At 46.5% G+C, this 20,519-nt stretch carries 22 protein-coding genes; 16 read left to right on the forward strand and 6 right to left on the reverse strand.

The window, feature by feature from the left end:
- Positions 1-143 precede the first annotated feature (143 nt).
- The 3 genes from wrbA (at position 144) to M662_RS05395 (ending at position 2,281) form a co-directional block, all read left to right on the forward strand.
- On the forward strand, positions 144-749 hold the full coding sequence (gene wrbA / locus M662_RS05385; protein WP_162129278.1) for an NAD(P)H:quinone oxidoreductase: 606 nt from the start codon (positions 144-146) through the stop codon (positions 747-749).
- A 383-nt stretch (positions 750-1,132) separates the two neighbouring features.
- The gene (locus M662_RS05390) at positions 1,133-1,375 is read left to right on the forward strand and encodes an IDEAL domain-containing protein (protein WP_008634724.1); all 243 of its coding nucleotides are present in this window, start codon (positions 1,133-1,135) and stop codon (positions 1,373-1,375) included.
- Positions 1,376-1,501: 126 nt separating this feature from the next.
- Entirely contained in the window at positions 1,502-2,281 is a 780-nt protein-coding gene (locus M662_RS05395; protein WP_035388439.1) for a M15 family metallopeptidase, read from the forward strand.
- A 217-nt stretch (positions 2,282-2,498) separates the two neighbouring features.
- Here the strand turns inward: M662_RS05395 and M662_RS05400 are convergent, their stop codons facing one another.
- Entirely contained in the window at positions 2,499-3,119 is a 621-nt protein-coding gene (locus M662_RS05400; protein ID WP_026578328.1) for an NAD(P)-dependent oxidoreductase, read from the reverse strand.
- A gap of 340 nt (positions 3,120-3,459) precedes the next feature.
- On the opposite strand from M662_RS05400, the gene fumC reads away from it, so the two are divergent.
- The 3 genes from fumC (at position 3,460) to M662_RS05415 (ending at position 5,484) form a co-directional block, all read left to right on the forward strand.
- Positions 3,460-4,851, forward strand: a complete 1,392-nt coding sequence (gene fumC, locus M662_RS05405; protein ID WP_026578329.1) for a class II fumarate hydratase — start codon at positions 3,460-3,462, stop codon at positions 4,849-4,851.
- A gap of 131 nt (positions 4,852-4,982) precedes the next feature.
- Complete coding sequence (locus M662_RS05410; protein WP_008634733.1) at positions 4,983-5,186, forward strand: alpha/beta-type small acid-soluble spore protein; 204 nt, start codon at positions 4,983-4,985, stop codon at positions 5,184-5,186.
- Between the two features lie 64 nt (positions 5,187-5,250).
- Positions 5,251-5,484: a hypothetical protein gene (locus tag M662_RS05415; RefSeq protein ID WP_026578330.1), complete on the forward strand. Its 234-nt coding sequence runs from the start codon at positions 5,251-5,253 to the stop codon at positions 5,482-5,484.
- 99 nt (positions 5,485-5,583) lie between these two features.
- On the opposite strand, the gene M662_RS05420 is transcribed toward M662_RS05415, so the two are convergent.
- Both M662_RS05420 and M662_RS05425 read right to left on the reverse strand, forming a co-directional pair.
- Positions 5,584-6,681, reverse strand: a complete 1,098-nt coding sequence (locus M662_RS05420; protein WP_008634738.1) for an ABC transporter ATP-binding protein — start codon at positions 6,679-6,681, stop codon at positions 5,584-5,586.
- Between the two features lie 143 nt (positions 6,682-6,824).
- Positions 6,825-7,718, reverse strand: coding sequence for a PucR family transcriptional regulator (locus M662_RS05425; RefSeq protein ID WP_026578331.1), 894 nt, complete (start codon positions 7,716-7,718; stop codon positions 6,825-6,827).
- 120 nt (positions 7,719-7,838) lie between these two features.
- On the opposite strand from M662_RS05425, the gene M662_RS05430 reads away from it, so the two are divergent.
- Positions 7,839-8,120, forward strand: a complete 282-nt coding sequence (locus M662_RS05430) for a metal-sensitive transcriptional regulator (protein ID WP_008634743.1) — start codon at positions 7,839-7,841, stop codon at positions 8,118-8,120.
- 70 nt (positions 8,121-8,190) lie between these two features.
- Here M662_RS05430 and M662_RS19450 read toward each other — a convergent pair whose 3' ends face one another.
- On the reverse strand, positions 8,191-8,367 hold the full coding sequence (locus M662_RS19450) for a hypothetical protein (RefSeq protein WP_008634745.1): 177 nt from the start codon (positions 8,365-8,367) through the stop codon (positions 8,191-8,193).
- A gap of 133 nt (positions 8,368-8,500) precedes the next feature.
- Between M662_RS19450 and M662_RS05435 the strand changes: the two genes are divergently transcribed.
- The 3 genes from M662_RS05435 to M662_RS05445 all read left to right on the forward strand — a co-directional run bounded on the left by M662_RS05435 (position 8,501) and on the right by M662_RS05445 (position 11,014).
- Positions 8,501-9,637 carry a DUF445 domain-containing protein gene (locus M662_RS05435; RefSeq protein WP_026578333.1) on the forward strand — a complete coding sequence of 379 codons (1,137 nt, stop codon included), beginning with the start codon at positions 8,501-8,503 and terminating at the stop codon, positions 9,635-9,637.
- 86 nt (positions 9,638-9,723) lie between these two features.
- Positions 9,724-10,083 (forward strand): YlbF/YmcA family competence regulator, encoded by a 360-nt coding sequence (locus M662_RS05440; protein ID WP_008634748.1) that lies wholly within the window; start codon positions 9,724-9,726, stop codon positions 10,081-10,083.
- 160 nt (positions 10,084-10,243) lie between these two features.
- Entirely contained in the window at positions 10,244-11,014 is a 771-nt protein-coding gene (locus tag M662_RS05445; RefSeq protein WP_026578334.1) for an enoyl-CoA hydratase, read from the forward strand.
- Between the two features lie 46 nt (positions 11,015-11,060).
- Here the strand turns inward: M662_RS05445 and M662_RS05450 are convergent, their stop codons facing one another.
- The gene (locus M662_RS05450; RefSeq protein ID WP_026578335.1) at positions 11,061-11,246 is read right to left on the reverse strand and encodes a YhzD family protein; all 186 of its coding nucleotides are present in this window, start codon (positions 11,244-11,246) and stop codon (positions 11,061-11,063) included.
- 160 nt (positions 11,247-11,406) lie between these two features.
- Here M662_RS05450 and M662_RS05455 point away from each other — a divergent pair, with 160 nt between their 5' ends.
- From M662_RS05455 to M662_RS05480, 6 genes are all read left to right on the forward strand, one after another.
- Positions 11,407-12,306, forward strand: coding sequence for an ABC transporter ATP-binding protein (locus M662_RS05455; RefSeq protein ID WP_008634754.1), 900 nt, complete (start codon positions 11,407-11,409; stop codon positions 12,304-12,306).
- The gene (locus tag M662_RS05460; RefSeq protein WP_026578336.1) at positions 12,299-13,552 is read left to right on the forward strand and encodes an ABC transporter permease; all 1,254 of its coding nucleotides are present in this window, start codon (positions 12,299-12,301) and stop codon (positions 13,550-13,552) included. The genes M662_RS05455 and M662_RS05460 overlap by 8 nt, the downstream gene beginning before the upstream one ends.
- Before the next feature lie 120 nt (positions 13,553-13,672).
- A complete protein-coding gene (locus M662_RS05465) occupies positions 13,673-14,920 on the forward strand; it encodes a metallophosphoesterase family protein (RefSeq protein ID WP_051348946.1) in 1,248 nt (415 codons plus the stop codon).
- Positions 14,917-17,838, forward strand: coding sequence for an ATP-binding protein (locus tag M662_RS05470; RefSeq protein WP_026578338.1), 2,922 nt, complete (start codon positions 14,917-14,919; stop codon positions 17,836-17,838). The genes M662_RS05465 and M662_RS05470 overlap by 4 nt, the downstream gene beginning before the upstream one ends.
- Before the next feature lie 92 nt (positions 17,839-17,930).
- The gene (locus tag M662_RS05475; RefSeq protein ID WP_008634757.1) at positions 17,931-19,193 is read left to right on the forward strand and encodes an MDR family MFS transporter; all 1,263 of its coding nucleotides are present in this window, start codon (positions 17,931-17,933) and stop codon (positions 19,191-19,193) included.
- Between the two features lie 72 nt (positions 19,194-19,265).
- On the forward strand, positions 19,266-19,457 hold the full coding sequence (locus tag M662_RS05480; RefSeq protein ID WP_008634758.1) for a sporulation YhaL family protein: 192 nt from the start codon (positions 19,266-19,268) through the stop codon (positions 19,455-19,457).
- A gap of 40 nt (positions 19,458-19,497) precedes the next feature.
- Here the strand turns inward: M662_RS05480 and M662_RS05485 are convergent, their stop codons facing one another.
- Positions 19,498-20,388, reverse strand: coding sequence for a peptidylprolyl isomerase (locus M662_RS05485; protein WP_008634760.1), 891 nt, complete (start codon positions 20,386-20,388; stop codon positions 19,498-19,500).
- Positions 20,389-20,519 lie beyond the last annotated feature (131 nt).

Consider the following 20,519-nt stretch of genomic DNA (forward strand, 5'->3'; position numbering starts at 1 on the left):
ATAATAAATATATCTGATAATTAAATCTATTTGTTTCCATTTAGAGGCAATCGGGTATAGAAGGCAGTGTATTGTACGAAGAATATGACAGATAGTAGGAGAGTAACGATTTTACCTTTAACTTAAAAAAAGGAGTGATCTGTATGTCTCAAGTCAAACTGGCAATCATTTATTACAGTTCGACAGGAACGAACTATAAGATGGCGAAGTGGGCGGAAGAGGAAGCGAAGCAAACAGGAGCAGAGGTGAAGCTTCTTCGCGTCCCGGAGCTTGCACCGATGGAGGCCATTGAGCAGAACCCTGCCTGGAAAGAACATTACTTACAGACGAAGGATGAAGTGGAAGAAGCGAAGGTGGATGACATGGACTGGGCTGATGCCATTTTGTTCAGTGTTCCCACCCGTTTCGGTAACGTACCGGCACAGTTTAAGCAGTATATGGATATGGCGGGTGGACTTTGGTTCCAGGGGAAGCTCGTCGACAAAGTGGTCAGCGCCATGACCTCTGCGCAAAACCTTCATGGAGGACAGGAATCGACACTCCTGAATCTCTACACGACTATGTTTCACTGGGGGGCACTCATTGCTGCGCCCGGATATACGGATGATGCAATATTTGCTTCCGGTGGAAATCCCTACGGTACAAGCGTCAGCGTCGATGCGGATGGCAATATGAAAGAAGATATTGAACCGGCCGTTCGTCATCAGGTCCGACGCACACTCGATGTCGCCGGTAAAATTAACAGGTAAGGGAGAAAGCAGCTTCTTAAGAAGCTGCTTTTTTTTATGTCGGAAACCCCTCAGCAATGCAGAATACAATCTCCTTCATCGACGTTGGAACGATTCTACCTGCCGGCCCGGCTCCTTCTCCTGGATACATGACTGCTTCAAAAAGCGCGTCTATTTTTATTTCAGACGTGTATAGAATCGGATACGAATTCCAATTGGTTCTTAATTACCATTTTTTGTTTCAGAGGTAAGGTGGGAATCTTGGAATCAGCCCTCTATTAATGCGTTTTTGCAGGTTTATAAATTTTTAAAATGGGAATCATATAACTAAATATTCAGAAAACTTGTTGCGTTTGCTTGATAAATCCTGCATAATGAAAAAAAGCATGAAGGGGGTATTCAAAATGAGAAAGCAAAAGATCATTTACGTTATCCGTCGGGACCCCGAATACAAAGGGAAAGAGATTACGGCAAAGAGAGAATTGTCCTATGGTATTCAACTTGCCTCACGTCTGCTTTTAGATCACTTAAGTTATCAATTCAATAAAGAACGCCTGGACGAGCAGATAAACCGGGCCATTGATAACCATGACCGCGAAGAATTCGAGCGCTTGAGTAAACAATATCAACCCTTCACATGGGAATAAATGATAAAGCCACTGGGACATGCAGTGGCTTTTTTTAATGGAAAAGAGAAGGGTTTCCCATATGCAACATCTTCCTCTGAGTGTTATAGTAGACTATATGAATACAGATATAGGAAGGTAATAACATTGAAAAAAGCACTGGCAATAACTATGATCAGCCTGTCGCTGACTGCGTGTTCCATCAACACTCAAACGACAGAGCAGAAGGACGAAACCGTTCCGGCTTCGGCGGAACAGAAGCAACAGACATCCGAACAGAAACAGTCTCAGGAAACGAAGCAGGAGCAGTCCGAAGACATAGCCTTGGAGGATGGGACAGTACAGGTTGGTGAGCCGGAGAGCATCACCGCTGTGGTCAACAAGGAAAGAAAGCTGCCCGGTGATTATGTACCGAATGATCTGACCGTTCCAGACGTCCCGTTCTATTTTGAAGAATTCCAGGAGAAGAAGCAGCTGCGTGAACCTGCGGCACGGGCTCTGGAGGATCTGATTGCTGCTGCAGAGGCAGATGGGATGAACATCGTCGCTGCCTCCGGTTATCGCTCGTATGACCGTCAGACGGAAATTTACGATCGCAATGTGGAGATATACGGAAAAGAGGAGACCGATACCTTTTCCGCCGAACCTGGTACAAGTGAGCACCAGACAGGGCTTGCCATGGACGTGACGTCCGCTCAAATGGCATTCAAGCTCGATCAATCATTCGGGGAGACACCGGAAGGAAAGTGGCTCGCTGAGCATGCTCACGAATATGGATTCATTATCCGATATACAGAAGGAAAAGAAGACATAACAGGTTATACGTATGAGCCGTGGCACCTGCGGTATGTAGGGACGGAATACTCTACGGAAGTCCATGAAGAATCCAAGTCATTGGAAGAATTTTTCGGTTTTTATAAGGAATGAGTAAAAAAAGAACTCCCTTTCCAATGAACGGGAGTTCTTTTTTTTCAAGAAGTGATGTTTAAGGAGCAGGATGCTTCAAATGGGACGCTGCTTTAAGGGCTGCCGGTAATACTTCTTTTTGCTGTTCCGGAAGCTATCCCGCGACCAGCACATCTTTCATGCAGTCCGCAGCTGTCCAACGTTTCTTTTCATCGTACACTCCAAGACAAAATCTATCTTAATAGCAGATGCCGACTCTTTTTTGGGGGAATCGGCTGTCGATCATTTCCTGCATAGCAAATTCCGCAGTATCTGTAACCGTTATTTTTTTGCCGTCTTCCGGCAGTTTGTTTATTTCATAACGCACAATTCCTTCTTTTCCACCGTCAGGAAGGTAAGTGGGGCATATAATCGTCCATTCAAGGTCGGACGCTTGCAATAGTCGATAAACCTGGGCGTGTTCTTCCGCAGCGAATGTCTGCTTCCGCTTGGATTCATTGGTTTCAAAGCGGAATTTCCCTTCCTCGTGCCGGCTGTTCAGTATGCCGGCGGTTCCAATAGTGACAATGCGGCTGATTCCCTTTTCCTTCATTACTTGAATAATGTGAGGAAATGATGTGGTTAATGTATCTGTTTTATCCGTACTCAGGCCACTGAAAACAAGATCGCAGCCATCCAGGGTTTGTCTGACGGCTGCCTCTTCTTTCGTATCTCCGACGATAAGCTCCGCACCCGGGATCATCGCTTCTGCTTTCGAGCGGTCTCTTACCAACGCTTTTACGGCGAACCCTCTTTCTATGGCATGCTTGACAACAAGCGAGCCAACTCGTCCTGTTGCTCCAAATACAGCTATTTTCATATAGATCAACTCCGTGTTTCTCAATTATCTTATTTCTTTTTCCTTACACACAAGACTCCTATGTAAACACTCGTCCATTTTAGACGCTACAAAAAAAGGGAGCCCGTTGCAAGGCCCCTTTTCACCACATTATACCCACTTGAGAGATCAAGCAATTATGGACGATGTGTTCAATGGTTGCTTGATACGGTCATTATACATAAAAATCAGAAAAATGTAAATAATCTGAATTAAAATAAGTAGTATTTTGTCAAAAAGAATCGGAACGGTACGTGATTGTTCAAAAGATTCTTGATACAATGAAATGGCAGAAAATGAAATGGTGAAAGGGAGGATTCTTATGGATTATCGTATGGAGAAGGATACCATTGGTGAAATCAAAGTGCCAAGTGAAAAATACTGGGGAGCACAAACACAGCGGAGTAAGCAGAACTTTCCGATCGGGGAAGAGAAGATGCCGAAGGAAGTTGTGGAAGGATTCGCTATATTGAAGAAAAGTGCAGCCAGGGCGAATGCAGAGCTCGGGCTTTTAGAAGCGGATAAAGCGGATGCCATCACCTACGCAGCGGATAAGATTATCGCAGGGGAGCTGGAGGAGCATTTCCCACTGGTCGTATGGCAGACAGGTAGTGGTACACAGTCCAATATGAACGTCAATGAAGTCATTGCCTACGTAGGAAACCAGTGGCTGGAGGAACAAGGCAAAGAAGTGCGTCTCCATCCAAATGACGACGTAAACAAATCACAAAGCTCGAATGATACCTACCCGACGGCGATGCATATCGCATCCGTAAGAAAAGTCGAAGACGTTGTACTTCCGGCTCTCGTACAATTGAAACAAACATTGAATGAAAAAATGGAAGCGTTTCATGAGATCGTTAAAATCGGCCGAACCCATTTGCAGGATGCCACTCCTTTAACATTGGGACAGGAGATCAGCGGCTGGCACCGTATGCTTGAAAAGACGGAAAAAATGCTGATTGAAAGCACTCAATATGTGAAGGAATTAGCTATCGGCGGCACAGCTGTAGGAACGGGGCTCAACGCTCATGTCGATTTCTCCGATCATGTCGTAGCTGAAATCAATAAAGCGACAGGAAAAACTTTCCTTTCTGCACCAAATAAATTCCATGCGCTTACATCTCATGATGAACTCGTCCATGCTCACGGAGCTTTAAAGGCATTAGCCGCGGATATGATGAAAATCGCCAACGACGTGCGCTGGCTTGCCAGCGGACCACGCTGCGGCATCGGTGAAATTACGATCCCGGCCAATGAACCGGGAAGCTCCATTATGCCTGGTAAAGTGAACCCTACTCAAAGTGAAGCCGTGACGATGGTGGCGGCCCAAGTAATGGGAAATGATGCGACCATCGGATTTGCAGCCAGTCAGGGAAATTTTGAACTGAATGTATTCAAACCTGTCATTGCTTATAATTTCCTCCAGTCTGCACAGCTCCTTGCCGACAGCATCGTTTCCTTTGATGAGCGCTGCGCAAGTGGAATTGAACCGAATCACGAACAAATTGAAAAGAATCTGCGCGATTCCTTGATGCTTGTCACAGCCCTGAACCCGCATATCGGTTATGAGAATGCGGCGAAAATCGCCAAGACCGCTTATGAGAAAAATCAGACGCTGAAAGAGACGGCAGTCGAACTGGATCTGTTAACAGAAGAACAATTTGAAGAATATGTAGATCCTAAATCCATGACGAAACCGAACGCAAAGTAAGTAATACCAAGGGTTTTCAGCCATCGTGATCTCTTTTCGTTTTATCTCCAAAAATTTCCTCTGTTTTTTTTGACATAAAAAACAGATGTCCGACCCATACTACGATTACACAGGACAGGAGGTGAGACACGATGGCTAACAACAACAGTTCAAACGAGTTGGTTGTACCTGGCGTACAACAAGCTCTAGACCAAATGAAATACGAAATCGCTCAAGAATTCGGCGTACAACTTGGTGCTGACACTACAGCTCGCGCTAACGGTTCTGTAGGTGGAGAGATCACTAAGCGTCTTGTACAAATGGCTGAACAACAGTTCGGTGGATACCAAAAATAAATATTGGTGACGAAGGAGGAAGGGTGAGCCCTTCCTCCTTATTTTTTGTTAAAGGAGTCCACTTATGCAGGAATGCAGTGCATGCAATGGCTGGGGGGACCAGGAGTATAACTGCCCGCGATGCCCGAACCTCATGAAGGACGAAGGCCGTGCGGCGGATTATTTCGATGATTACAGTCCTTATCTCGATCAGAATGCCACCGATCTCGTGGACGGAGTGGAGAACTCTGGTACCGGTACATGTGTTCATTTGTTTGTATGTGATTCATGCGGGTGGCAGGATATCCGGCAGGTGTAAGGAGAGGAATGAAAAAAAAGAATCCGGCATGACCATTATTGGTTCTGCCGGATTCTTTTCGTTTATACGTAAAATCGGTGGCTGTAAGATTGACGTATATTAATGGATGCGAAGTTCTGTATCTTTGTCGAAGAAGTGGACTTTGTTCATGTCGATCGCTAATTCAATCTTATCTCCGCCTTGAATGTCTGAGCGGGAGTCCACACGTGCGATAAATTCCTGGTCGTTTACTTTGGAATACAGGTAGGATTCGGATCCCATCAGTTCCGCAACTTCGATATCAGCTGTGATTTTCTTATCCTGGTTGGCGTCAATGAACAAAGGTTCGTCGTGCATATCTTCCGGGCGGACGCCGAGAATAATATCTTTGCCGATATAATTCTGCTCGCGAAGCGGCTTCATCTTACCTTCAGGAACGGCAATCTTAATTTCACCGAGCTCAATGTGCCCATCTGCCAGCGTTCCGTTCAGGAAGTTCATGGCGGGAGAACCGATGAAACCACCGACAAACACGTTATCCGGCTTGTCATAAACTTCTTTAGGAGCACCGACCTGCTGAATGATTCCGTCTTTCATAACGACAAGTCTCGTCGCCATTGTCATCGCTTCCGTCTGGTCGTGGGTAACATAAATCGTTGTCGTCTGCAGGCGCTGGTGCAGCTTCTGAATCTCGGCACGCATTTGCACACGAAGTTTCGCATCCAAGTTGGAGAGCGGTTCATCCATTAAGAACACTTTGGCATCACGTACGATGGCACGACCCAGCGCAACACGCTGGCGTTGTCCGCCTGATAACGCTTTTGGTTTACGGTCTAAAAGAGCTTCCAGACCAAGAATCTTGGCAGCATTGTTTACGCGTCGCTCAATTTCACTCTTGTCCATTTTACGGAGCTTCAGGCCGAATGCCATATTATCATAAACGTTCATGTGCGGGTACAAGGCGTAGTTCTGGAAGACCATCGCGATATCGCGGTCTTTAGGAGCAACATCATTCATGCGCTTATTATCGATCATGAAGTCGCCGCCGCTGATTTCTTCCAATCCGGCAATCATCCGGAGAGTGGTGGATTTTCCACAGCCGGAAGGACCGACGAAAACGATAAACTCTTTATCGTCGATATGTAAATTGAAATCATCTACCGCTTTCACATTTTTATCATAGATCTTATCGATATTCTTCAACATTAACTCTGCCATGATCATTTCCCCCTGTGCTAATTTTTAAAAACGCTTTCTGAAAACGTTTTCTTATTAGCTTCAGTGTAGCGGAGTTCCTTGATCTGGTAAATGGACAAAGTGCACAAACCTCTGTCGAATTGGTTTGTGCACTTTGTCGGATGTTACTGTTCCATTTGCAAAAGAGCCAGATATACCGGGACTGCCACTTCAAATTTCTTTACATCCAGTCCTGTTCTTTCAATGAATTTGTCGACCCTGTATTGCAGGCTGTTCCGGTGCATATACAATTTCTTAGCCGCGAGAGTCGTGTTGGAACCGGACTCGAGGAACACCCGGATGGTATCAAGCAGTTCCTTCTCCTCGTCCATATCTGAAAAAACGGTTCGTTTCATATAATTCCAATCCTCTCTGTTCAGAGAATCTAGAAAAAGGTACGGCAGGATTTCGATGGAGGACACGACGGGACCCAAATGATAATCGGCTGCAATAGCTGCTGCCCTTTCGGACCAGAGGAATACGGTGCGCGCATCTTGAATATGCGTTTCCGTATCACTGACATAGAAGCGGATGTCGGTATAGAGATCGCTCATCAATATGTCCGGGATGCCTTCCAAAGTGAGCAGTTCCTGATTTTCCTGAAATACTTCTTCAATAATCATTCCTTCCCGGTTATTCTTCCAAAGAATTGGTACTTCCTCCGGGAAAAGCGATTGGAAAGCTTCTTGTATCGATTCCTTATCAGGCGTTGTATCCTTGATGGAGAAAATTAAGAAACGAAAGGCCCGAGGCGGATGGAAATCAGGAGCTTTGTCCTGGCCTTTAAGTATTTGCCGCCATTGGGCTTCTCTTGTCGGTTCCCCGTGCCTCTCGTTGATCGGCGTGAGGAAAATCGACAGCAGGTCTGCTTCTTTATCGTGAAGTGCAGCTTTGTCAATACCGACCAAATCGCCGTCCTCCGTCGTAAACCATTGGAATTTTGCTGCCTCTTTTCTGTTTTTAGGTTTCTGTAATAAGATCGAAGGGTATATACGTGTGAGTTGATCGATTATCGTCATAGCTCGGCTCTCTTCCTTTTCATTAGAATATTTAATAATATAGTAGTACAATATAGGAATTACGCAAAGCGCTGTTATCAAAATAAGATAAAGGGTGTTAGTGGAGAGGAGGAAAAAGACATGGATCAATTGAAGGAAAAAAGCGTCTACGGTCAGGAGACCAAGAATCGGTTGAAGAGAATTGAGGGACAGGTCCGGGGCGTGTTGAAGATGATGGAAGAAGAAAAGGACTGCAAAGATGTCATCACCCAACTTTCCGCTGCCCGTTCTGCAATGGACCGTGCAATCGGGTACATCGTGGCGAAGAACCTGGAAGGATGCATTCGTCAGGCACATGAAGAAGGAGAATCAGCGGAGGATTTAATTAATGAAGCAGTTCAAATGATTGTTAAAAGCCGATGAGCTCGTCGGAATAAAGAAAGCTGTCGCTTCACCGCGTCTGGAACCCAGACCTTTTAGCGACAGCTTTTTTTTATTTCCCGTCTTTCTTATTTTCTGCCTGTTCCGGGATCTCATGGGCTTCTCCTATTTGTTCTCTGCCGTACACAGGGAGGACCGTGCCGCCGGCCATACCTTCATTGATCATACGGTCGACATCCAGCTCATATTTATCTTTTCCTTCGGGAGCTTCCTTTCGCTTCTTCGTCATTTTCTCACCTCCTTTTTTACATTCTGCCCGATATGGCAGAAACGATGAGGAAAGGAAGCGCTTCTTCTCTTATTGGCACGAGACGTGGAAATCGATTATACTTGGTACACTATGATTGGAAAGAAGGTTGAACATGAATCCAGTACTACTCATCATCATGATGGTCGCCATCGGGGCCCTGATTGGTGGTTTGACGAATTCATTGGCTATTAAGATGCTTTTCCGTCCGTACCGGGCGGTTTATATAGGGAAATTCCGACTTCCATTTACACCCGGGTTGATTCCTAAGCGTCAGAAAGAACTGGCGCAGCAGCTTGGAAAGATGGTCGTCAACCATCTGTTGACAGCAGAAGGACTTCGAAGGAAATTGGAGCATCCGAAATTTCAGGAACAGATGACCGCGTTTGCCGGCCGTGAGGTTCAAAAATTACTGCAGCAGGACAAGCCTTTACGTGACCTGCTCAACAAGTATCACGTGGACGTTTCGACCGCTATGTTGGAACAACAGATAGAAGCATGGGTCGAAGAGCGTTATGATCTGGTTATGGAACGATATCGCACGGTTCCGCTTAAAGAGGTTCTGAAAGAGCAATGGCTGGAACAGGCGGACGAAAGTATAGAAGCTCTGGCCGGGCATCTGCAGGCGAGCGTCGAACAATACTTCCGAAGTGGGGAAGGCCGGGAGAAAGTGGAGGCGCTCATTGAAAATTATATGGACAACCAAGGTTTTCTTGGCAGCATGATTTCCTCATTCATCGGTCCGGAGGGACTGACGGAGCGTATTTATCCCCTTATACTAAAGTATGTTTCCGATAGAGAGATGAATGACTGGCTGCAGTCGATGCTTCGTAAAGAGAAGGACAAGCTGCTCGAGCAGCCGGTCGGTTTCTTTGAAGATAAGGTCGGAAGCCGGACGATCAGCAAAACTCTAGGCAGGACAGCCTCCAACGCCCTCCCTGTGGAAGAGTGGATGAACCGGACGGTACAGGAGTGGACAGCTCCTTATCAGAAGAAGATTGTAGAAGAGTTCGTGCCTGTGGTCGTTCAGAAATCGATCGTCCTGTTATCCTCGAAGATAGAAGGTCTCATGTCTACGATGAAACTTGCAGACATTGTTCAGGAAGAAGTGGAAGCCTTTCAAGTCGATCGACTGGAGGAAATGGTTCTCGGCATTTCCAGAAGGGAATTTAAGATGATTACGTATCTTGGTGCTCTTCTCGGTGGATTAATCGGAATATTACAGGGATTGATTGTCTTATTGATGGGATAACCGGTAATTCCTATACAGAACGAAATGAGTTTGTTATAGTGGGGTAGGAGTTTTGAAAGAACGAAATCTTAGGAGGTACGTAAATTATGTCAAACCTATACGATCACGCATATGATCTTGAGAAAGCAATCCGCAACAGCGAGGAATTCAACGGACTGAAAAGTGCTTATGAAGCAGTCATGAACGACGAAGCTGCGAAGAAAATGTTCGATGATTTCCGCGAAACACAAATCAACCTGCAGCAGAAACAAATGCAGGGTCAGGAAATTACAGAGGAAGAAGTGGAACAGGCACGCAACGTGGTAGAGCTTGTTCAGCAGCACCCTCAAATCTCCAAGCTTATGGAAGAAGAACAGCGTCTGAACACGGTTATCAATGACATCAGCCGCATCATCACGAAGCCGTTGGAAGAGCTTTACGGTAACCCGGAAGCACCTCAACAGTAAGTAATTCGTACACGCCGCCTGAAAAGGGCGGCGTTTTTTTTGCCTTTTTAAAGATGAAAAGGCAAAAACAAGGGAATGCTGTCGATCAAAGCAGGAAAATGAATGGTCATTCACGAAAGAGTATGCATGGTTCAATTCTTATCAACGAAGGGGAATGGATATGAGTCGATATATCATAGAAGAAAAAGATAATGTCGTCCATTTGAAAATCGCCCGAGGGGAGAAATACAATGCCCTTGATGCGGGAATGCTTAAGGAATTTGTCCAGGCGCTCCACGATGTAGAGGCGTGTGAGGCGCAGATTGTCGTCCTTTCAGGAGACGGGCAGGGATTTTGTGCGGGTGGGGATGTTACGATGATGACGGAAGTGGCGGATAAAGATGTATTTGCTGCTGTTATGAATGATATTGAATCCATCGTGACGTCGATATTCCGTATGCCTAAGATTGTCATAGCCGCTGTTCACGGACCAGCTGTAGGATTAGGATTAAGCATTGCCCTTTCGGCTGATTATATTATCGCGGATGCGGACGCCAAGCTTTCGATGAATTTCATTGGTATTGGTCTCGCTCCGGATGGAGGAGGTCATTTCTGGCTTCAAGAACGGCTTGGAACCCATCAAGCAAAGCACTTCGTCTGGGCTGGAGAACAGATGACGGCCGAACAAGCTCTCGAGCATAAACTGGTGGATAAAGTTGTAGAGGGAGACATACAGGCTGAAGCGGATACGTTCGCTGCCTATTGGAGCAGGCGTCCATTATCTTCGATGATTGCAACAAAGCAGATCTATCATCAATATCAAATGCCTCAACTGCAGCGTTATCTTGCAGATGAGAGGGAAGCGCAGTGGCAGCTGAGGCAGACCGCCGATCATGAAGAAGGCGTTCGTGCATTCGTTGAAAAGCGAAGACCACATTTTACCGGGAGATAAGAAAGTAGGAAAGCCACGCACCTGAAGATGCGTGGCTTGATTTATTTCATCGGTGAAACAGGACGAGACGGCCGTCCGGAGATACACAGCGGTGAGTGTAGCTGTCGTATCCCTTCTCTGCTAACTTTTGAGAACCAATATCTTTCGCTTTGTCATCGTTCTCTGCTTCGAATGCTTCATCCAGTACATTTGTGCCGTCCTTTTCGAATACGGTTAAGTAGTAACGCTTCATGGCAATGCCTCCTCAGGTGAATAATCGTTCATTTTCTTACATTGGCTTTTCATACGGGAAAATCCTGCATGGAAGCTGGATTTCTTTTATTTTCCTTGATTATGAAACCTTTTGTTCAAATAGGGCGTACGTATAGAGTACAGAAAGGGGAGAGAAAGGCATGACATTGAAATTAAAATCTGTGACGAAGCAGTTCGGGTCGTTTACAGCTGTGAATGATTTATCGCTGGAAATACCGGAAAAGCAGATCTTCGGGTTTCTTGGTGCGAATGGTGCGGGAAAAACGACGACGTTCCGGATGATTCTCGGGCTGCTGGATCAATCAGCAGGAGAGATTACGTGGGAGGGCGAGACCGTCGGTTACGATAAGAGTCATTTAATTGGTTATTTACCGGAGGAAAGAGGGCTGTATCCGAAACTGAAGGTTCGTGACCAACTCGTCTATCTCGCCTCTTTACGCGGGATGAAGAAGGCAGAAGCCGTAAAGGAAGTTAAAGCCTGGCTCGAACGTTTCAAAGTGCCGGAGTATGAACAGAAACGAGTCGAGGAGTTGTCCAAAGGAAACCAGCAAAAAATCCAGTTCATATCTGCCGTTTTACATAAGCCGAAGCTGCTGATTCTCGATGAGCCTTTTTCCGGATTAGACCCGGTTAATGTAGAGATGCTTAAGTCTGCTGTCGTCGATTTGAAAGAAGCAGGCACGTCGATTGTTTTCTCTTCCCACCGGATGGAGCATGTAGAAGAATTGTGTGAGCATTTATGCATCATGCATCACGGCCGCCCGGTTGTCCATGGAAAGTTGAAGGACATTAAACGTTCTTTCGGAAAAAAGAATATCCGTGTACATGCGGACTTCGATACGTCCTACTTGGAGGCGGTGGAAGGGGTGACGGCTTACAAGTCCATGTCGGAAGGATGCGAATTGCAGATTGCGGAGGAATCGGTTGCCGGCCGCGTGTTTGAAGCGCTTCATGGGAAAGGATTCGTACGCACCTTCGATTTAGAAGAGCCTACCTTGAATGATATTTTCATTGAGAAAGTGGGGTCTTCCTATGAATAAATTCTTCATTATGATGGGGCATGCCTATAAAAACAGAGTGAAGTCGAAATCATTCGTCATCACGACGGTTGTGATGGTTGCTCTTATTTTTCTAGTTTCCAACCTTCAATCCATCATCGAAACATTCTCAGGAGAAGAAGACAGCAGGGAAGTAGCAGTCCTTTCTGAAAATCCGGAATGGTACGCTGCACTGGAACAGACACTATCGACCAATGAAGAGATGGAATTAACGAATTACAAAGGGAACCTCGATGAAGCAAAAGAGGAAGTGGAATCCGGCAATTATGATTCCATTATCGAAATAGAAGCGGATGAATCCGGCCTGCCTGTCGCGACGTATTATGCGGATCAGATCGCTAATACAGGAGAGAGTGAACCTGTCCGCCAAGCACTGGAACAAATGAAGGTCCTTCAGGTGACACAAGATGCGAACGTCGATCCGGAAGTCCTTCAGCAGATTAATCAGCCGGTCGTCTTCGAGTTGGTAGCTTTGGAAGAGAGTGCAAAAACGGCCGAAGAATTGGAACAAACGCGTGGGATCGTCTACATCATGCTGTTCTTTATGTATTTTTCCGTCATCATGTACGGCAATATGATAGCGACGGAAGTGGCGACGGAGAAGTCGAGCCGCGTCATGGAAATACTCATTTCTTCCGTCTCACCTGTATCGCAGATGTTTGCAAAAATCATCGGAATTGCTCTGCTCGGTTTGACTCAGTTTGCCGTCTTTATCCTGGCTGGGTATATTGGCTTGAAACAGAGTGCTGATGGAGGCGAAGATACATTCCTCAGCTTCATCGGTCTGACCAATATTGAGCCGATGACCATTATCTATGCCGTCATCTTCTTCCTGCTCGGCTATCTGCTTTATGCTACGCTTGCAGCTATGCTCGGTTCTCTTGTCAGCAGACTGGAGGACGCCCAGCAGATCGTTGCACCGATGATCATGATGATCGTCATCGCCTTCTTCCTGGCAATAGTGGGCTTAAGCATGCCGGATGCCACATTCATCACAGCAGCTTCGTATTTCCCATTCTTTACGCCGCTGCTTATGTTCCTGCGTGTAGGTATGCTGGATGTACCCGGTTGGGAAGTAGCTTTATCCCTAGGGGTTCTTATTGGATCGATCGTACTGCTTGCCGTCATCGGTGCAAGGATTTACCGCGGCGGTGTTCTCATGTACGGGAAATCCACGTCACTCAAGGATGTGAAGACGGCCCTTCAATTATCTAAAAAGGAAAAATAAAGCTGGAGATCTGCGGGAGAGGGCTTCCGCAGATCTTTTTTTGTGTTATAGGGGAACGTGCATTCGTTTCTTTCGTTTGGTAAAATGAAGATAAAGCTATTGGAAAAGGGGAAAGTCTACATGCATAAACCGATCCGTTTTATCCACAGTGCGGACCTGCACCTCGACAGCCTCTTCAAGACGAAGGGACATCTCGATGATCGTATACTGGAGCAGCTGCGCGAAAGTACCTTCCATGCATTCGATAAGCTGGTCCAGGCAGCTATTGAGCATGAGGTGGATTTTGTGCTGATTACCGGTGACTTATATAATGAAGAAAACCGGAGTCTGAAAGCACAGGTTCACCTCCGGGAAGGATTCAAACGCTTGAAGAAGTTTGGAATCCCTGTGTTTTTAAGCTACGGTAACCATGACTTTACGAAGGGGATGGAAGATCCAATTGAGTTCCCTGACAATGTACATATTTTTCGATCAGAGAATGTAGAACATTTTATATATGAAAAGCAGGGGGAGCCACTCGCTCATATATATGGCTTCAGTTATGAAACAAAAGCGGTGGAAGACAGAAAAGCACTCGAATACAAGCGTACAGGGGCCCCGGCATATCATATCGGAATGCTCCACGGCAGCTTGGATTCGAACAGCGATCATGATGTATATGCTCCGTTCACAATAAGTGAATTGAGGGAGCGTGACATGGACTACTGGGCGCTCGGTCATATTCATAAGCGAAGCATACTTTCCGAGGATCCGCCAATCGTGTATCCGGGAAACATCCAGGGAAGATCCATGAAGGAACAAGGGGAAAAAGGCTGCTATCTGGTGGAAAATAAAGACGGAACCTGGAGCCGCAGCTTCCTGCCGCTGCATACGGTAACGTTCGAAGCGAAGAAGGCAGCTTGTTTATCCGATCATCCACAGGCGATTGAAAAGGCATTAGACGAAGCGAAGTCGCAAGTCGGTGGAGCGAAGTCTGCTGTTATGCTGGAGGTGACGCTGACAGCAGAAGGTGGAGTGCTCAAGCGATGGGCAGAGCAAGGGACAGTCGATGAGTGGGTGGAAGTCCTGAACGAAGCGGAAGATGTAAACAGGGAAGATTGGATATGGATCGATCGTGTCGTTATTAATGATCAGCCTGGCTGGGAAGAAGCGGAACTTCGACGTGGAAACCACTTTCCCGGTGAGCTCTTAAAGATATCTGATGAAATAGGGGACGCAGAACTGGAGGAATGGCTGGCTCCAGTCTTTCAACATCGGAAAATAGCTAAATATGCGGCAGAGATGTCCAGCGAAGAACGACTTTCCATCATGCAGGAAGCGAAGGCGCTGACCATTGACCGGTTATGGAAGGGAGAGGACAGCGAGTGAAAATCCTCGAGTGGAAAATTTACGGATTCGGAAAATGGAACGACCAGTCGATGGAGCTCTCCACTACTCAGGTGAACCTGTTAACCGGCCCGAATGAAGCAGGTAAGTCGACGTTGTATCAATTCATCCTGTTCATGCTTTTCGGTATGAATCCAAAACAAAGAGAACGTTATCTGCCGAAATCCGGCGGAGCAATGGGGGGGCGGTTGGTGATAGAGACGGAAACAGAAGGGGTCGTATCGATCGAGCGCATCCATGATCGTCATAACGGCCGTGCCGTCTGTAGGATGGAAACAGGGGAAGAATATGGGGAAGAATGGTTAGGAGAGCTTCTCGGAGCCGCTGATCGGCATGTGTATCAATCGATATTCAGCTTCAATTCTGAAGACCTTCTTTCCCTGGAGGAAGTTACCGGAGAAAATCTTGGCGAGTTACTGCTGAATATCGGTCTCACAGGGTCCGACGAAATTTATCAAACTGAGAAATGGTTGGAGAAGATGACGGAAGACCGTTTTAAGCCGAAAGGGAGAAAGCCGATCATTAACGAGCAGCTGCAACGATTGGAAACTCTCGATTGCGAGCGAAGAGCGGCTGAAATGGAAGAGAAAGATTACCGGCGATTCCTGGAGGAAGAGAAGCGTACGCGCGAGGAGCTCGATTATCTTGACCAAGCGTGGCAGGAGAATTTGAACCGTCTATACAGAGCACAGCAGCTAATCAAAGCGAGGCCGGTGCTGCTGCAGTATCACCAAACGAAGGAAGAGGCGGAAGGCAAAGATAAGAACCTCCCCTTCCCGGTGTCCGGAAGAGAACGTTACCAGCAGTTAAGAGAATCTCTGCTTCCGTTAGAGTCGGAACAAAGAATGCTGGAAAGCAGGATAGAAGAGCTGAGAGAGGAACAGGCGGAACTCCTGGACAAGGTGGATGAAGATATGGGGGGGTTGGCCCCGTCTGTTTTAGCTGAAAAAGAGGGTTACGAGAGGCTCAGCCATGAACAGGAACAGTTGGAAGAGCGCCGACTGTCCTTGAATGAATCTGTCAACAGGGACTTGAAGAATATGGATGTTCCGGTGGGAGTGGAGGAACTCGACGAGTATACTCTGCCTTTCTATATTGAGGAAACATGGCGTGATCTACATGCAGAGTCCCAAATGGTGGAGCAGGAAGAGCGTCGTATAGAAGAACAGTGGACGGAGATGTCGCGGACTTTTGATCGTGTAGAAGTCCGAAAGGCAGAGATCGAGGAAGAACGGATCAGCAGGGATCAGCGGGACAGGTATGAAAAGCAGATAGAAGCTGCTTATGAGTCGGCTGCCGCTTCCAATCCGGACAGACAGGGACGTACGACAAAGGATCAGCTCTATAAACGGAGAACGGTTGGTGCAGGTGCAGCTGTGGGTTTTGTCCTGTTTATCGGTATTCTGATTGCATCAGGCGCTGGTAATGGATGGTTTTATCTACTCCTCCTTGGACTCGCCGCCATAAGCGGAGCAGCCGCCTTTATGAGTCATAAAAGGATCCGCATCCTCGCTGTATCTGCGGCAAATAAGCTTCCTATATCCCCGCACGGTCTGGAGGAAGCGAGAAGACAGATGAAGAGAGAGGAAAAGCTTCAGGCGGAGTGGGAACATTTGCACCAACAATGGAAACGACTCAGCCAAGAGGAGATTCGACTTGAGGAAAAGCGCAGCCATTTGTCGCAGAGAAAGAATAGACTGGACGCCGGCATCGACGAACAGAAAAGTCTGTACCCATTCCTGACATCGTTGCAGCTCGCTTATTGGGAAAAACTCTATCATCTATTGACGAGAGCCCGGGATAAGAAGTTGGAGTTGAATCAAACGGTGAAGAGAATGGAAGAGAATAGAGAGCAGCTTCTTCTTTCTGAAGAGCGGCTGAAAGCTTTTCATCACCAGATGAATTGGGAATTTAACTCGAAGGATGTGCAGAGAGGATGGCAGCGGCTCTCGGACTGGATTCATGAGCAGGAAAGGATCGATGAAAGAAGGCAGCAGCTGGAACAATCCATTTTAGGAATGAAGGAAAAGGCGAAAACCTGCCTGGATCGGATGAAAGTCTATCAGGATAAAAAGTATGAGCTTTTTTCCATGGCAGGTGTTGATAAGGAAGAAGACTTCCTGTTGAAGTCGAAGGAGAAAGAGGAAGCAGAAGATCTTCACGCACGGCTTTATGAACTCGGACAAAGAGTGGAGGGAATGCTGTCGGACGAAGAGCAGCAGGAATACGCCGTATGGTCGATGGTCCCTGACGAATCGTTTCTTCATGCAACAGTGGAGAAATTTCAGGCAGAGAAAGAGCAGCTGGAAGCGAAGAAGAAAGATACCCAGAAATTGCTTGTGGAAACGACAAGCAAGCTTCAATCACTGGAACGTTCCGGTCGGCGCTCGGAAACGGCACATCGTTTTCAAACAGAGAAAGACCGCCTTCAGGAACAAGTGAAAGAGTGGGCGAAATATCAAATGGCACTTCAGTTTCTTAGAAAAACCAAGCAAGCGTACAAGGATGGCTATCTACCTCGTGTGATGGATGCGGCGGAACGTTATTTTCATAAGCTTACGAAGGGCAAGTACGGGGAGATTTTTCTTTCGGAAGGTACGGAGGTTATACAGGTAAGGGATGGGGATGGCGTCGTCTACAATCCTGAAGAACTATCCAGAGGTACGAGGGACCAGTTGTATGTTTCCTTCCGTCTTGCCTTGGCGGAAACCATGGCGGATTCGTTCCAGCTTCCGTTTCTTGTGGATGATGCGTTTGTCCATTTTGATAAGGATCGTCTTGATACGATGCTGCAGATTCTGGAAGATATTTCTTTGAGGAATCAGGTGCTGCTTTTCTCATGGAGAAGCGACTTGTCTGTGCATTTCCGCTCTGCCCATACGATCGAGTTAACATCGTAATAAAAAGGATGGTGCTCTGCTTATGCGCACGATGCCGTATGATGGAACATGTGTGGAAGTGGAGCATTTTATATGGACAGGAGAAATAAAGAATGAAGTGGAAAGACTGGGATAGAAATTTAAAGATACGTTTGTTTGGAGAAGGGACGATGAATGTACTGTTCTGGGCATTCTTCCCTTTCATGACCATCTTTTTTGAACGTTCTTTCGGAAAAGATCAAGCCGGCCTGATGTTGATCATGTCACAGGCATTTTCGGTCGTCGCCAGTCTGACCGGCGGCTATTGTGCCGATCGTTTCGGCCGAAAGAAGATGATGGTTTTCTCAGCTCTTGGAGAATGCGGGGCATTCGTGCTGTTTGCTGCTGCGAATTCCCCCTGGCTGGATTCACCTTGGTTGACCTTCACGGCTTTCAGCCTGCTCGGGGTTTTCGGAGCGTTATACTGGCCGGCTTCGCACGCAATGGTGGCGGATGTCGTGGAAGAGAAGCACCGCGCAGGTGTTTTCGCTGTGTTCTATACGTCCATTAATATCGCGGTCGTCATCGGACCGTTGATCGGGAGTTACGTTTTCTATGAGCACCGATTTGAGATGCTTTTGACAGGGATCGTCGTTACCGCAGTGCTTGCCTTTGTGCTTTGGTATTTCCTTGAAGAAACGGTGCAGGTGAAAGAGCGTCATAAAACAGAGGGGAAAGGGTTCTTTGCCGTCTTATGGGAGGAATTGGCTGCTTACAGACTCATCGCAACGGACAAGCTGTTCCTCTTGTTCATTGTGGCCGGTGTCCTCGTCGCTCAAACATTCATGCAGCTTGATTTATTGATAGCTGTGTACACAAGTGAAGTCATCGATAATCAAACCCTGCTTGCATTCGGGAATTGGGAATGGACCGTTTCCGGCGAAAGGGCCTTCGGTTTGATTTTGGCTGAAAATGGCCTGCTTGTTGCTTTGTTCACGGTCATTGTCACCAGATGGATGACTCGTTATAAAGAAAAATGGGTTTTTATCGGTTCGAGTCTCTTGTACGCATGCGGGATTGTTTTGTACGGTTTCACGCAATCCATTTGGGTATTTGTCCTCGCCATGGCACTCTTTACGTTTGCTGAATTGATGGTCGTCGGTATACAGGAGAGCTTTGTATCGAAGCTTGCCCCGGAAGATATGCGCGGTCAATATTTCTCAGCTGCATCGTTGAGGTTTACCCTCGGGCGTTTATTAGCACCATTCAGCCTCATCCTCTCCAACTACTTAGGCTTTACCATGACCTTTGTATTGTTAGGAGTCTTCGCTTTGTTGAGTGCCGGAGTATATAGTGTCATGTTTCACAGGCTGGAGAAAAAGGAAAGTGCAGCTTAATGGAGAAGCTTGTTCATAAACTACTTCTTTCCTACATAAGATAGTGACAAATGGGATAGGGAGGATATATCCATGCTATTCGGATTTCCAATTTGGGTCATCTTGTGTGTTGTTTTTATATTTTTAAGCGGCTATATGGCATTCCGTGCAATGAAAGCGGAGCAGAGTCTGGAGCAGGAACATATCGAGAGGGAAGGGCAAGTGTATTTAAAGCGGATGGAACAGGAACGGGAGCGGAAGAAGAAGGCAGTCGTTTCCAAATGAAAAGCCAGGTGAATGCTCACCTGGCTTTTTTGATGGAGTATTATTCTTCTGTCTGCTGCTCGGAATCGGCTTCTTCTTTATCGAAAAGATCTTTGAATTGGTCGATTTTCACATCAGGATTGGCATCCTCGATGATTTGATCCATTTTTTCCTGAATGGCAGCTTGATCGAGCTTGCTGCTCTTCAGTGTGCGTTCAATTTCAGCTTTTTCATCTTCGTAAGAACCTACGTCTTCCACCTCACGCGTATCTGTAAGTTTGATGATGTGGAATCCATAAGAAGTTTGGACAGGGTCACTTACTTCGCCTTTTTCCAATCCGTATGCAGCATCTTCAAACTCTTCAACCATTTGTCCCGGACCGAACCAGCCGAGTTCTCCACCGCTCTCTGCACTTGTATCTGTGGAGTATTCTTTCGCAAGCTCAGCAAAATCTCCCCCGTCGGCAAGTTTCTGCTCGACTTCCTTCGCTGTTTCTTCATCTTCTACAAGGATATGGCTCGCTTGAAGTTCCGTCTTCATGCGGTCATAATATTCCTTCACTTCTTCTTCTTTGACTTCGATGTCCTCAGTCGCTGCTTTTTCCTGCAGTAGGCTTAAACGAAGCGTTTCTTTGAATTCATCTTCATCTTTAATATTGCTCTGTTTCAGAAGGTCTTCAAATTGATCACCGGTTTGGTCTTTGATCTTCTGCAATTCTTTGTCGACTTCCTCATCGGAAACTTCGTAGTTGCTCTTCAGCACTTCTTCCAGGACAAGTTGATTCAGGACTTGCTCTCCAGCCTGGTTTTGCAGTTCCTGGTAGAACTCTTCCTTCGTCACTTCTCCATCTTTTGTTTTCACGACCGCTTCGGACTCATCGGCATCCGATGAACATGCGGACAGGGTAAGTACACTTGCTGCTAAGGCAGCACTTATGACTATTTTCTTCATAGCTTGGACACTCCTAAACCTGTAATGTAGTTTTCCTGACGTAGAGGTTTTATCTTAACAGCCTATGAGTTAATATAACATATTTTCCTTCGTCAGTTCTATATGGACCCTATAAAATGTGTGAATAATTG

It is taken from the genome of Bacillus sp. SB49 (genome assembly GCF_000469135.2).
Classification (GTDB): Bacteria; Bacillota; Bacilli; order Bacillales; family Halobacillaceae; genus Halobacillus.

Coding starts and splice junctions, on each gene's coding strand:
- wrbA (WP_162129278.1), top strand. CDS start 144: ATGTCTCAAGTCAAACTGGCAATCATTTATTACAGTTCGACAGGAACG.
- M662_RS05390 (WP_008634724.1), top strand. CDS start 1,133: ATGAGAAAGCAAAAGATCATTTACGTTATCCGTCGGGACCCCGAATAC.
- M662_RS05400 (WP_026578328.1), bottom strand. CDS start 3,119: ATGAAAATAGCTGTATTTGGAGCAACAGGACGAGTTGGCTCGCTTGTT.
- fumC (WP_026578329.1), top strand. CDS start 3,460: ATGGATTATCGTATGGAGAAGGATACCATTGGTGAAATCAAAGTGCCA.
- M662_RS05410 (WP_008634733.1), top strand. CDS start 4,983: ATGGCTAACAACAACAGTTCAAACGAGTTGGTTGTACCTGGCGTACAA.
- M662_RS05415 (WP_026578330.1), top strand. CDS start 5,251: ATGCAGGAATGCAGTGCATGCAATGGCTGGGGGGACCAGGAGTATAAC.
- M662_RS05420 (WP_008634738.1), bottom strand. CDS start 6,681: ATGGCAGAGTTAATGTTGAAGAATATCGATAAGATCTATGATAAAAAT.
- M662_RS05425 (WP_026578331.1), bottom strand. CDS start 7,718: ATGACGATAATCGATCAACTCACACGTATATACCCTTCGATCTTATTA.
- M662_RS05430 (WP_008634743.1), top strand. CDS start 7,839: ATGGATCAATTGAAGGAAAAAAGCGTCTACGGTCAGGAGACCAAGAAT.
- M662_RS19450 (WP_008634745.1), bottom strand. CDS start 8,367: ATGACGAAGAAGCGAAAGGAAGCTCCCGAAGGAAAAGATAAATATGAG.
- M662_RS05435 (WP_026578333.1), top strand. CDS start 8,501: ATGAATCCAGTACTACTCATCATCATGATGGTCGCCATCGGGGCCCTG.
- M662_RS05440 (WP_008634748.1), top strand. CDS start 9,724: ATGTCAAACCTATACGATCACGCATATGATCTTGAGAAAGCAATCCGC.
- M662_RS05445 (WP_026578334.1), top strand. CDS start 10,244: ATGAGTCGATATATCATAGAAGAAAAAGATAATGTCGTCCATTTGAAA.
- M662_RS05450 (WP_026578335.1), bottom strand. CDS start 11,246: ATGAAGCGTTACTACTTAACCGTATTCGAAAAGGACGGCACAAATGTA.
- M662_RS05455 (WP_008634754.1), top strand. CDS start 11,407: ATGACATTGAAATTAAAATCTGTGACGAAGCAGTTCGGGTCGTTTACA.
- M662_RS05460 (WP_026578336.1), top strand. CDS start 12,299: ATGAATAAATTCTTCATTATGATGGGGCATGCCTATAAAAACAGAGTG.
- M662_RS05465 (WP_051348946.1), top strand. CDS start 13,673: ATGCATAAACCGATCCGTTTTATCCACAGTGCGGACCTGCACCTCGAC.
- M662_RS05475 (WP_008634757.1), top strand. CDS start 17,931: ATGAAGTGGAAAGACTGGGATAGAAATTTAAAGATACGTTTGTTTGGA.
- M662_RS05480 (WP_008634758.1), top strand. CDS start 19,266: ATGCTATTCGGATTTCCAATTTGGGTCATCTTGTGTGTTGTTTTTATA.
- M662_RS05485 (WP_008634760.1), bottom strand. CDS start 20,388: ATGAAGAAAATAGTCATAAGTGCTGCCTTAGCAGCAAGTGTACTTACC.